The sequence below is a fragment of the Rhizobium sp. WW22 genome, assembly GCF_047041135.1.
Taxonomy (GTDB): Bacteria; Pseudomonadota; Alphaproteobacteria; order Rhizobiales; family Rhizobiaceae; genus Rhizobium.
Window position 1 is genome coordinate 827065 of record NZ_CP178199.1, and the last position, 11791, is coordinate 838855.

Consider the following 11791-nt stretch of genomic DNA (forward strand, 5'->3'; position numbering starts at 1 on the left):
TTATAAATTAGATTCGACTAAATTCATTTCCGCTATTCTCTTCCGGCCACCCGTTCCTATCTCGCACTTGCGAAATGATCGCGCATTCCAACCCGCCGGGCATGGGTACGCCCCCTGCCTGCCGTCCGGCCCATCACAAGGACTCGACAATGGGTGATTTGCTCAAGGGTATCTCCAGCTTTCGCGGAGCCGTATTTCCCGACCATCAGGCACTTTATCGCAGGCTGGCGGAGGAGGGACAGCAACCACAAGCGCTGATGATTTCCTGCGCCGACAGCCGGGTGATGCCTGAAACGATAACGCAATCCGGCCCCGGCGAACTTTTCGTTTGCCGCAATGCCGGAAATATCGTTCCTCCGTTTTCCACCGCTAACGGCGGCGTATCATCGGCGATAGAATATGCCGTCGTCGCGCTGGGCGTTCGCGATATCATCGTGTGCGGGCATTCCGATTGCGGCGCTATGAAGGGGCTTTGCTATCCCGATCTCCTGAAGCCGATGCCGAATGTTGCTGCGTGGCTGCAACACAGCCATGCTGCCCATTCGATCGTTTGCGAAGCCTATCCTGGCGATCTGCCCGAGCGCCAAAGGGTCCGCGCCATAGCCATGGAAAACGTTGTTGTCCAGCTTGACCATCTGCGCACGCATCCTTCGGTCGCGGCCAAGCTGGCGACCAACGACATTACCCTACATGGCTGGTTTTTCGACATCGAGACCGGGGAGGTGCTCGTTTACGACGGTGCCGCCGCTCGGTTCACGGATATCAACGAGGACAGGCCCTTGCCCGTCGCCGTCACCGGTCGTGGTCGTCCGCATGTGATGCCGCAAGCTGCGGAGTAGGCCCGATGATGTCAAGCTCTGTTCTTTCGCGAGACTTCGCATCGTCGGTCGTCGTGTTTCTCGTCGCGATACCGCTTTGCCTCGGGATTGCCGTGGCGTCAGGCGTTCCGGTGGCCATGGGTCTTATTTCAGGCATTGTCGGGGGCATCGTCGTCGGCCTTTTGGCCGGATCTCCACTTCAGGTGTCAGGGCCGGCGGCGGGACTGGCCGTGATCGTCTTCGGCTTCGTCGAGCAACATGGCGTTGCCATGCTCGGGCCGGTCCTCATCGTGGCGGGATTGCTGCAGGTTATTGCCGGATTCCTGAAGATCGGATCGTGGTTTCGGGCAATTTCGCCTGCGGTGGTCCACGGCATGCTCGCCGGGATCGGCATCCTCATCATCCTTGGCCAGGTCCATGTGTTGATGGGGGCAAGACCCGCTGCCGGCGGCATCGAAAACGTGACTGCCATGGAGCAGACCCTTGGCCGCGTATGGGGCGCGGGACTGACCCAGGAATCGGTTGCTCTCCTTGTAGGCTTGATCTCCTTGCTCGCCATGGTCGCCTGGGAGAAGTTCAGGCCGAAGCCATTGATGCTGGTGCCCGGTGCTCTGGTGGGGGTTGCTGCCGGCACGATATTGACGGCCGGGATGAAGCTGCCGATCGCCAGGGTGGAAGTGCCGTCTTCTCTCATCGACAGCATTTCGCTGCCGACGCTTGGGGGTTTTGCTAGAATGGCCGAGCCCGGTATCATCTTGGCGACGTTGGTCATCGCCGTGATCGCCAGCGCGGAAACGCTATTGTCTTCCGCCGCCGTCGATCGCATGCATGATGGCGTGCGAACGCGCTTCAACAAGGAGCTGTTTGCGCAAGGTATCGGCAATGGGCTTTGTGGTCTGCTTGGTGCACTGCCGATCACGGGTGTCATCGTCAGGTCGTCCGCCAATATTCAGGCAGGCGCGCGTAGCCGGGCATCTGCCGTGCTGCATGGTGTTTGGATCCTTGGGCTGGTGGCATTTCTGCCGCAGCTCCTTGCAATGGTGCCGCTGACGGCGCTTGCCGCAGTGCTGCTGGTGACGGGATGGCGGCTGATCAGTCTCCATCATGTCCGCCACCTCTTCGATCATCACGGCTGGATTCCCGTCGGGATATGGACCGCGACGGTGGCCATGGTGGTGCTTCAGGACCTGCTCGTCGGCGTGGCGCTCGGCCTTGCACTGTCCATATTGGAAATCCTTCCCTATCTGCGGCGCAAGCTCGCCATCGACAGATTGGAGGATGATGAAACCATCCATCTCGACCTCGTCGGTGTGGCGACATGCAAGGATGTTCCCGCCCTGCTGAACACGCTGGAAACGCTTCCAGAGGGTCGCAAGATCAGGATTGCCGGCGCTCGCCTGCATTATCTTGACCACACGAGCGCCGAAACACTGCGTGAGTGGCTAAAACGGCAGAAAAAATCGGGACGCCTGGTCGAAATCGAGCATCCGCCGCTCGGACGCCATCGACGGCTGAAGCCGATCTTTGAAAAGCTATCGGAAGAGGTTGCCTGATCGGCGACCAGTCATGGCGGCGGGAAGGAAACTCGCACCTTCCCGCGACCTTCAATTTTAAATCCGGCAATATTTCAAGGATGGGCCGAAGCGCGCCAGGTCAAAACTCTTCCCAGGACGGCGACGCCGCAGTGGCAGCGCCGGAGCCTCCGAATGCGCCAGCAATCTTGGCTCGCAGCGAGCGTGCCGGCGATGCGGCAGGGCTGGAGCGTTCGGTGGCTGCAACCGGTCTTGCATGCGAGCGCCCCTTCTGCAGATTGAACTGACCGAGAATCTCGTTCAGCGCCGTCACCTCCTTGGCGAGGCTGTAGCTGGCAGCCGTCGATTCCTCGACCATGGCCGCATTCTGCTGCGTTCCCTGGTCGATGCTGTTGACGGCCGTATTGATCTCCTGCAGGCCGGTCGCCTGTTCGCGGGCGGCTTCGACGATCGCCCGTACATTGCGGTCGATTTCCTCCACCTCCTTGACAATCTGCTGCAGCGATTGCCCCGTTCTCGTGACGAGATCGACACCGCTGCCGACCTGCTGGCCGGATGTGGAAATGAGCGCTTTGATCTCCTTCGCCGCTGTGGCGGAGCGCTGGGCGAGTTCGCGGACTTCCTGCGCAACGACGGCAAAGCCCTTGCCGGCGTCACCGGCACGCGCCGCCTCGACGCCGGCATTGAGCGCCAGCAGGTTCGTCTGGAAGGCGATATCGTCGATGACGCCGATGATGTTGGAGATTTCACCCGAGGATTTCGAGATTGCTTCCATTGCTGAAATCGCTTCCTGCATGACTTCGCCGGATTTTTCGGCGCCGACGCGAGCGCGCCCGACCAGCGAACTTGCCTCTTCGGCACGCCGCGTGGAATCCCTGACGGTCGTGGTGATCTCCTCGAGTGCTGCCGCCGTCTCCTCGATCGAGGCCGCCTGCTGCTCGGTGCGTTTGGAGAGGTCGTCGGCTGCCGCCCGGATCTGATTGGCGCCGGCGGCAATGGCCTGGCCACCTTGGCCGACCGCGACAAGGGTCTCCTCGACCTTCTCCATCGAGGCGTTGAAATCCATCCTTAGACGATCGAGATGGGCGACGAAGGGCTTCTCCAGGCGATAGGTCAGATTGCCATTCGAGAGCTCTCCCAAGCCCTGTGCCAGACTGTCGACTGCAAACTGCGCGTCTGCCGCATCCTTGGCTTTCTGCGCTTCGCGTTCCAGCCTTTCCTTTTCGGAGAGGCTGCGGCCATCGGCGGCTTCCTGCTCCAAGCGCAGACGCTCAATGGCACTGTCGCGGAAGACTGCGACGGCCGCGGCCATCTGGCCGACTTCGTCCTTGCGCTCGATCCCTGAAACAGGCTCGTCGGTATTGCCATCCGCAAGCGAAGCCATGCGCGCCCGCAGACGTTCGATGGGGGCGGCGATGCCGCGTGCTGAAACGAGAATAGCGATTGCAATGGCGGCGGCAAAGAGAAGGCCGAGCGCGATCAAAGCGTCGTCGATGGTGCTGTTTGCTTGTTCTGCCAACATGTCGCTCTTGTTGTTCAGGGACTTGTTGAACGCGTCGAGCCACTGACGAATGGAAACGACCTCGTCATTGATCATCGGATCCGCCTGCTTCAGGAGCGTGGCGGCAGTATTGTTATCATCAATCAGGCCGGCTTTCACGGCTTGGTCTGTAAGAGCGATGATGTCATTTGCCCTTGCGACGAGCTTGTCGATTGTATCCGCTTCCGCCGGAATAAACTGCTTCGCATTTGCAAAACGCTGCAGAAGAACTTGCTTGTTCTCCTGATAATCCCTGGAGAACGACGCCATCTGCGGATCCCCCGCTGGATATTGCAGAATCTGGTAGGCGTTGTAACTCATGGCGGTCATGCGCTGGCTGGCTCTCGACATCTCTACCGCCGCGGTTTCATCCTTGGCGATAAAATTCGAGTAGGTGCCAACCGTGTCCCTGAACTGGTTCGAGACGACGAGGACACCGGCGATCCCGATCAGGCAGATCGGGATTAAGATCGTGAGGACTTTCGTCTTGATCTTGGCGTTCTGGAGAAATGACATGGCTTGTTTCGCTCTCGGAAGGGGACGGCAACCGCTAGGACGATTGAAGAGGGGCAAGTGCCAGCGATGACCTGCTCTGGATAATGGGGGCATTACAGAGAGGGAGCATCCTGCTCGTCGCATCTTGGCGCTGTTCTTTCAAAATCTATAACCAAGCAGACAAAACGGTTAATCCTGGTCGATATTGGTTCAGTTGAACGAAATTACCGCCATAGATATAGAATATATAATTCTAAATTACTCTGTAGTTGTGTCTCTGCTTTGTTTCTTGCGGCTCTCGATTGGAAAATTGCGAGATGGAATGCCGAACTAAATTCCAGATGCACTTTGCATGTCAAAAACACTCGTCGAGCTTTGCCACAGTGTCAGGTGTTCTGAAGTCGACATCCCCCAAGATGCCTAAAGGAAAGTGCGGGCGTCGGAAGTTGCAGGCGCGGCTGCTGGCGTGGGGATGCATTTATTCCGGAACATTTCCCATATCCGCGAGTTTCGAATAGCTCAATGGTGAGAGCCGATGCGAGCGCAAAGGTTCACTCTCCGGTGCTCCCGTTCCTCGTCGTCAATGCTAAGCCAGCTGGAGGTTCGTCAATGAGTTCTGCCGTCGCCCTCGTCACCGGAGCTGGCTCGGGGATTGGAAGAGCGACCGCGTTGGCGCTTGCGGAGGATGGTTTTGCAATTGGCGTGCTGGGACGCACGCAGGAAGAGATTGCCTCCACATCCGATGAGATTTCTGCCAGGGGCGGGGAGGCGGCCGTCCTCCTCGCCGACATTTCGGATGAACGTCAGATATCGGCAGCCGTGAAAGAGCTTGTCGCGCGCTTCGGCCGGGTGGATGTCGTAGTTGCCAATGCCGGTATCAACGGAGTCTGGGCGCCGATCGACGATCTGAGCCTATCGGAATGGAATGACACCATTTCGATTAATCTGACCGGAACTTTTCTGACCATCCGCGCGACGGTGCCGGAGCTGAAGCGCTCGGGCGGCGGCTCGATCATCGTCGTCTCCTCCATCAATGGAACCAGGACCTTCACGACTCCCGGTGCTACGGCCTATACCGCCACCAAAGCAGGGCAGGTCGCCATGGTGCAGCAGCTGGCTCTCGAACTGGCCCGGCATCACATACGCATCAATGCGGTCTGTCCCGGTGAAATCGAAACCAATATCGATGCGAATACCAGCCTGCGCAAACGCGACGAAACATCGATCCCCGCCATCTGGCCCGAAGGCCAGGTGCCGATTACCGGTGGTCGGCCGGGACGAAGCGAAGATGTGGCCGAGGTGATCGCTTTCCTGGCGTCCGATAAGGCCCGTCACATAACCGGCTCGCCCATCTGGGTGGACGGGGGCCAAGGTCTGCTGCGCTAGATGGCGGAGGCCAGGACTGCCGATGTCGCGGCAGCCCTGCAAATGCTCTCAAGACCGGCAAACGAGAGTGTAAAGGTCATGCATGCCGCTGCCCGGGCCAAACCCGATTCGAGCCTCCTCACTATCTGCTTGCGGATTGGCGAGCTCGCTCTTCAGCTCAGCCGCATTTTGCGGGAAGACCGGCACATCAGCCATCACACCGCATTTAAGATAATATCCCGCGTAGAAGGGCTGCCCCTGCTTTTCGGTGCTGGGCTGGCGTACAAGCAACATCAGCATGCCGTCTTTGCGTTTTGCGACGGTGAGAAAGAATTCGCCATCGTGCGTCAGCGCAAAACTATCTTCGTTTGGGACCGGTTTCCAAGCCTTTGCTTTCAAATTGAAAACCTGCTCCGGCGCGACCAGTATCTCGAAAGATCCCTTACCGGAAGGTTCGCCTGCATGTGAGGCAGCGCCTGTGATGAGGGCACCGATGAATGCGGTGGCGAACAAAGCTGCACTTTTCATTAAAATTCCTCGCTTACGTTGTATAGCCTATACGGATGAACGCAATGGAAGTATTTCAAAGTGCAGCTTTGTCAAGACGAGCTGTTCAAGTCTCATGGCGTCGCCTGCCTATGCACGCGCAGCGTGTGGGTTAAGGTAGTTAGCGGCGTCATCTGGCGATCAAGCGAGGGATAGCTGGAGAATGCCGATCGCCCATGGGTGTCAATAAAAGGCGTCAGTAAACCAATCGAGCTCTTATCGTTCCGGGGATCTGGCGGAGCGTGTCGAGTATTTCATTCGCCGTTTGGCCGACGCCTTCCACTTCGATAACCACGTAGCCTGTGTCGCCGTGGGTCTGCAGGAACTCGCCGACGATATTCAACCCACGCGATGAAAAGATCGTATTCAGGCTGTTCAGGATCCCCGGGCGATTTTCGTGAACATGTATGAAGCGCGTGCCGTTTGGACGTGGCGGCAATTGAACCTGGGGGAAATTGACCGCACCCAGCGTCGAGCCGATATCGGAATATTCCACAAGCTTCCTGGAAACTTCCCTTCCGATCCGCTCCTGGGCTTCTTCGGTCGATCCGCCGATATGCGGCGTCAGGATCACATTATCCAACCCCTGCAGCGGCGTTTCGAAGCGCTCCTTGTTCGATGCCGGCTCCTTCGGGAACACGTCGACTGCTGCGCCTGCGAGATGCCCCTCTTTCAAGACCTTTGCAAGAGCCTCAAGATCGACCACGGTGCCGCGGGAATTGTTGATGAAGAAGGCGCCCTTCTTCATTCTGCGCAGCTCTGCTTCGGTGATCATGTTCTGGGTCGAGCTGGTTTCGGGGACGTGCATCGTCACGAAATCCGAGATTTCCAGCAGCTCGCCGAGCGAAGCCATGGATTCTGAATTGCCGTGGCGAAGCTTGTCCGACGGATCGAAGTAGCGAACGTTCATACCCATGCTTTCGGCAAGGACGCTCAGCTGCGAGCCGATATTGCCGTAGCCGACGATGCCAAGCGTTTTCCCACGTGTCTCGCGACTGCCTTCGGCGGATTTGTCCCATCCGCCCGCATGAGCGGAAGTCGAACGCGGGAAGATCCGCCTCGTCAGCATGATGATTTCACCGATGACGAGTTCGGCGACCGAGCGGGTATTCGAATAAGGAGCGTTGAACACCGGGATCCCGCGCCGACGAGCCGCATCCAGATCGACCTGATTCGTCCCCACGGAAAAGCAGCCGACCGCCATGAGCTTCTTGGCGGAGCTGAAAATCTCTTCTGTCAGCTGTGTGCGTGAACGAATGCCGATGATGTGTGCTTCGGCGATATGGTTCTTGAGATCCTTGTCGTCGAGGGCCTTCGGCAAATGCGTGAGATTGACGTAGCCAGATGAAGTAAAATAGTCCACCGCGCTCTGACTGATCCCTTCCAGCAGAAGGACTGAAATCCGATCACGGGGAAGAGAAAGTTGTCCGCTCATTGAATTACCTTCGATAGTCGAATTCGATTAGGCCGACGTCGCTCGCTGCCACGACCACATGACTTAGACCATCCAAGGGACAGCGCAAGAACAAACTCAATTCGCTCAGCGGAAGGACCCTTGTTTACAGCAAGTCGCCGTGCTGATGGGCTTGCCCGCCTCTTCAGATGCACTTGCCGCCATCGACATTGAGATCGACGCCGGTAATCATGCTCGCTTCGTCCGAGCAGAGGAAAGCGGCGGCGTTGCCCATGTCCGCCGGTGTCGAAAGCCGCCCGATCGGAATGGTGGCGACGATCCGCGCCCGGCTTTCGTCGCTGTCGGAGCCGATGAAGGTTGAGAGCAGTGGCGTATCGCCGGCGACGGGATTGATGGCGTTGACGCGAATTCCGAAGGGAGCAAGCTCCACGGCCATCGCGCGGGTGGCGGCGATGCCCCATCCTTTCGAGGCATTGTACCAGGTGAGGTTGGGGCGAGGGGAGACCCCACCGGTCGAGGCAATGTTCAAAATGGCGCCGTGCCGCTCGGCCTTGAAATGCGGCAGCACCGCGCGCGCACCGTTGTAGATCGAGCGGATGTTGACATTGAAGATACGCTCGAACAGGCCTTCATCCATATCCTCCATCGGCATCGGCGGCTGTCCGACACCGGCATTGTTGACGAGGATGTGCAGACCGCCGAACTGCGACAGCGCAAGATCCCTTGCGGCGGCGAGGCTGTCGAGCGTGGCGACATCACCGGCAAGCGGTGCGACCGATCCTTCGTGCTGCGCCGCCACCCGCTCTGCTGCCGCAAGGTCACGATCGACGAGCACGACCCGCGCGCCTTCCTCGACGAATTTCCGGACGATCCCTTCGCCGAAACCCGACCCGCCACCCGTGACGATCGCCACTTTTCCCACAAGACGCATATCAAACTCCTCCATTTGCTCCAGCATCGGATAACTCGGAGTGATTTCACAGTCCGATTATCTGAACGCTTTTTTAGCTTTCTTTATTTGTATTGTGACCGTCTGATAGCGAATATCGACGACAGAATGAAGCTGGGAGGCCGCGCCATGACATTGACTTTCGACGCCAAGCAAATGGCGGCCGAGCTTTACGACGGCGGCTTTCGGCCAATGTTCATCGGCGGCCAATGGGTTGCCGCCCAATCCGGCGAAGTCAGCGAGACCTACAATCCGGCTACCGGCGCGGTCCTTGCGACAGTTCCGCTGGCCGCGCCCGCTGATATTGATCTCGCCGTTACTGCGGCGCGACGGGCTCTCGAAGGGCCGTGGTCCAGGTTCTCGCCCTATGAGCGCCAGACGCTGCTCCTGAAAATCGCCGATTTATTCGAAGCAAACTGGGAAAGCCTTTCGGTTTCCGACACGTTGAACATGGGCATGCCAATTATGCGCACGCTCGCCAACAAACGACGGGTCATGGGCATGCTGCGGTTTTATGCCGGCATGGCGACCGCCCTTCATGGCGAGGTGATCGACAATTCGATACCCGGCGAGATCGTCACCTTCACCCGTCGGGAGCCGATCGGGGTTGTCGGTGCGATCATCCCCTGGAACGCGCCCACCGCCGCATCGATCTGGAAGATCGCCCCAGCGCTGGCGACGGGCTGCACGGTGGTATTGAAACCCTCGGAGGATGCGCCGCTCACTCCGTTGTTGATTGCCAAACTCATGCAAGAGGCGGGCGTGCCGGACGGCGTGGTCAATATCGTCACCGGCAAGGGATCGGTCGCCGGCGCCCGGCTGGCCGAACATCCCGATGTCAACAAGATCGTCTTCACGGGGTCCACCGCCACCGGGCAATCGATCGCTCGTGCCGCGGTCGGCAACTTAAAACGGGTTTCGCTCGAGCTCGGCGGTAAGTCGCCGGTGATCGTCTGCCGTGATGCCGACATAGACCGGGCCGTGCCCGTCGCCGCAATGGCGGTCTTTGCGCATTCGGGGCAGATCTGCATCGCCGGCTCGCGCTTGTTCGTGGCGCGCGAGATCCACGAAGAATTCGTCGCCAAGGTCGGCGAATTTGCCCGCTCGCTGCGGATCGGCCACGGGATCGAAGCCGATACCGATATCGGACCGCTGATCTCGGCTCGCCAGGCGCAGGTCGTCGAGAGCTTCATCGCATCCGGGCAGAGCGAAGGCGCCGCGTTGGTCGCGGGCGGCATGCGCCTTTCGGGCGCGCTCTACGACAAGGGAAACTTCATCGCCCCGACTGTATTCGGTAACGTCAAGGACGAGATGAGGATCGCCCGCGAGGAGATCTTCGGGCCGGTCATTTCAGCGATGCCCTTCGATACGATCGAGGAAGCCGTCGAGCGCGCCAATGCATCGCCCTATGGACTTGCGGCTGGCGTCTTCACCCAAAATCTCGGAATGGCGCACAAGCTGGTGCGTCGCATCAAGGCCGGATCGATCTGGGTGAACATGTATCATGCGCTCGACCCGGCCGTGCCCTTCGGCGGCATGAAGATGTCGGGCTACGGGCGCGAAGGGGGCATTGAGCACCTGCACGAATATCTCGAAACCAAGGCCGTTTGGATACAGACGGAATAAAACTCAACCTTTACCGCGCAGATTGGTTCGGATGAGGGCGATAAGCTGTTCGGCATATCGCTGCTGCAGCATATAGCCCAGGCTTGTAATGGTCCCGCGAGCCCGCCGGGCGTTGGGATTATGAAGCAACACGACACGGACGCGGCTTTCGACATTCTGCCCGGCCGCGATGCCCGGCACGATCGATGTGCCGCACTCGGGCGAGGCAAGGGCGATCCGCGTGCTCTCCGCCTCGTATTGAGCGCTCATCGATCTCACCGTTGTCAGAGCTCAAGAAGCGATGCATGCTCGGCACGATTTCATTCCTGCCGAATTGCGGAGCGTATCGTGGATTTCTCTCTAACTGCCGAACAACAGGCGATCTTCGACTTGGCCGCTTCTTTTGCCGCGGAACGCATCGCGCCTCACGCCGCGGCCTGGGAACATAAGGGCACTATTCCAAGGGGTATGCTGGAAGAGATCGGCGCCTTGGGATTCGGCGGAATTTACGTTTCGGAGGAGTTCGGCGGCTCTGGCCTGTCTCGGCAGGATGCGGTGCTGATCTTCGAAGCGCTGTCGCATGCCTGCCCGTCCGTGGCGGCCTTCGTTTCGATCCACAACATGTGCGCCTGGATGATCGATACGTTCGGATCGGATACGATGAAATCGACATGGCTTCCCGATCTCTGCGCCTTCCGCAAGGTGGCATCCTACTGCCTCACGGAGCCCGGTTCCGGTTCCGATGCCGCAGCATTGCGCACGACCGCACGCGTCGTGGACGATCATTATGTCCTTGACGGGACAAAGGCGTTCATTTCCGGCGGCAACTATTCCGATCTTTATATCGTCATGTGCAGGACAGGCGGTGAGGGGGCAAAGGGTATTTCAACACTCGTGGTGCCGAGTGGCAGCGAGGGTATGAGTTTCGGCGCCTTCGAGCGAAAGATGGGCTGGCGCGCCCAACCGACGGCGCAGGTTCATTTCGACGCTTGCCAAGTTCCGCTCGAAAATCGGCTTGGTGAGATCGGAGCGGGGTTCCGCTATGCTATGAAGGCTCTGGATGGCGGACGGTTGAACATCGCCGCCTGCGCACTCGGCGGCGCTCAGTTTGCCCTTGATAAGGCGGTTCTCCACATGCGTGAACGCCGCGCATTCGGTGCCGCATTGAGCAGTTTTCAAGCCCTTCAGTTCAAAGTGGCGGACATGGAAACCGAGCTTCAGGCCGCGAGGACCTTGTTATATCAGGCTGCCTGGAAGCTCGACGCCAGCTCCCCGGATGCATCCAAATTCTGTGCCATGGCCAAACGGTTCGTGACGGACACCAGCTTCGATGTGGCCAATGCGGCGCTGCAATTGCACGGGGGCTACGGCTACCTGGAAGATTACGGCGTCGAGAAGATCGTCCGCGACCTGCGAGTGCACCAGATCCTCGAAGGCACCAACGAGATCATGAGGCTCATCATCGCCCGTCATATTTTCGATTGATCCAGATACCGACGGCGACCTATCGAATCCCTGAGAGCGTCA

General features: G+C 59.0%; 10 protein-coding genes. 5 read left to right on the forward strand and 5 right to left on the reverse strand.

Annotation, left to right across the window (positions count from 1 at the left end):
• The first annotated feature begins 149 nt into the window (after positions 1–149).
• Both ACK83U_RS22805 and ACK83U_RS22810 read left to right on the forward strand, forming a co-directional pair.
• Positions 150–839 (forward strand): carbonic anhydrase, encoded by a 690-nt coding sequence (locus tag ACK83U_RS22805; RefSeq protein WP_112609157.1) that lies wholly within the window; start codon positions 150–152, stop codon positions 837–839.
• Positions 840–844: 5 nt separating this feature from the next.
• Positions 845–2371 (forward strand): SulP family inorganic anion transporter, encoded by a 1527-nt coding sequence (locus ACK83U_RS22810; RefSeq protein ID WP_112608970.1) that lies wholly within the window; start codon positions 845–847, stop codon positions 2369–2371.
• A 100-nt stretch (positions 2372–2471) separates the two neighbouring features.
• On the opposite strand, the gene ACK83U_RS22815 is transcribed toward ACK83U_RS22810, so the two are convergent.
• Positions 2472–4406 (reverse strand): methyl-accepting chemotaxis protein, encoded by a 1935-nt coding sequence (locus tag ACK83U_RS22815; RefSeq protein WP_112608972.1) that lies wholly within the window; start codon positions 4404–4406, stop codon positions 2472–2474.
• Positions 4407–4994: 588 nt separating this feature from the next.
• On the opposite strand from ACK83U_RS22815, the gene ACK83U_RS22820 reads away from it, so the two are divergent.
• A complete protein-coding gene (locus ACK83U_RS22820; RefSeq protein ID WP_112608974.1) occupies positions 4995–5771 on the forward strand; it encodes an SDR family oxidoreductase in 777 nt (258 codons plus the stop codon).
• 48 nt (positions 5772–5819) lie between these two features.
• Here the strand turns inward: ACK83U_RS22820 and ACK83U_RS22825 are convergent, their stop codons facing one another.
• From ACK83U_RS22825 to ACK83U_RS22835, 3 genes are all read right to left on the reverse strand, one after another.
• Positions 5820–6278, reverse strand: a complete 459-nt coding sequence (locus ACK83U_RS22825; protein WP_246699017.1) for a hypothetical protein — start codon at positions 6276–6278, stop codon at positions 5820–5822.
• Positions 6279–6492: 214 nt separating this feature from the next.
• Positions 6493–7731: a phosphoglycerate dehydrogenase gene (gene serA / locus ACK83U_RS22830; protein ID WP_112337752.1), complete on the reverse strand. Its 1239-nt coding sequence runs from the start codon at positions 7729–7731 to the stop codon at positions 6493–6495.
• 163 nt (positions 7732–7894) lie between these two features.
• On the reverse strand, positions 7895–8641 hold the full coding sequence (locus tag ACK83U_RS22835) for a glucose 1-dehydrogenase (RefSeq protein WP_112337808.1): 747 nt from the start codon (positions 8639–8641) through the stop codon (positions 7895–7897).
• Between the two features lie 147 nt (positions 8642–8788).
• On the opposite strand from ACK83U_RS22835, the gene ACK83U_RS22840 reads away from it, so the two are divergent.
• The gene (locus tag ACK83U_RS22840) at positions 8789–10285 is read left to right on the forward strand and encodes an aldehyde dehydrogenase family protein (protein WP_112609161.1); all 1497 of its coding nucleotides are present in this window, start codon (positions 8789–8791) and stop codon (positions 10283–10285) included.
• 3 nt (positions 10286–10288) lie between these two features.
• On the opposite strand, the gene ACK83U_RS22845 is transcribed toward ACK83U_RS22840, so the two are convergent.
• Positions 10289–10534: a hypothetical protein gene (locus tag ACK83U_RS22845; protein ID WP_112608976.1), complete on the reverse strand. Its 246-nt coding sequence runs from the start codon at positions 10532–10534 to the stop codon at positions 10289–10291.
• 78 nt (positions 10535–10612) lie between these two features.
• Here ACK83U_RS22845 and ACK83U_RS22850 point away from each other — a divergent pair, with 78 nt between their 5' ends.
• Entirely contained in the window at positions 10613–11749 is a 1137-nt protein-coding gene (locus ACK83U_RS22850; RefSeq protein WP_112608978.1) for an acyl-CoA dehydrogenase family protein, read from the forward strand.
• The last annotated feature ends 42 nt before the right edge of the window (positions 11750–11791 follow it).

Coding starts and splice junctions, on each gene's coding strand:
- ACK83U_RS22805 (WP_112609157.1), top strand. CDS start 150: ATGGGTGATTTGCTCAAGGGTATCTCCAGCTTTCGCGGAGCCGTATTT.
- ACK83U_RS22810 (WP_112608970.1), top strand. CDS start 845: ATGATGTCAAGCTCTGTTCTTTCGCGAGACTTCGCATCGTCGGTCGTC.
- ACK83U_RS22815 (WP_112608972.1), bottom strand. CDS start 4,406: ATGTCATTTCTCCAGAACGCCAAGATCAAGACGAAAGTCCTCACGATC.
- ACK83U_RS22820 (WP_112608974.1), top strand. CDS start 4,995: ATGAGTTCTGCCGTCGCCCTCGTCACCGGAGCTGGCTCGGGGATTGGA.
- ACK83U_RS22825 (WP_246699017.1), bottom strand. CDS start 6,278: ATGAAAAGTGCAGCTTTGTTCGCCACCGCATTCATCGGTGCCCTCATC.
- serA (WP_112337752.1), bottom strand. CDS start 7,731: ATGAGCGGACAACTTTCTCTTCCCCGTGATCGGATTTCAGTCCTTCTG.
- ACK83U_RS22835 (WP_112337808.1), bottom strand. CDS start 8,641: ATGCGTCTTGTGGGAAAAGTGGCGATCGTCACGGGTGGCGGGTCGGGT.
- ACK83U_RS22840 (WP_112609161.1), top strand. CDS start 8,789: ATGACATTGACTTTCGACGCCAAGCAAATGGCGGCCGAGCTTTACGAC.
- ACK83U_RS22845 (WP_112608976.1), bottom strand. CDS start 10,534: ATGAGCGCTCAATACGAGGCGGAGAGCACGCGGATCGCCCTTGCCTCG.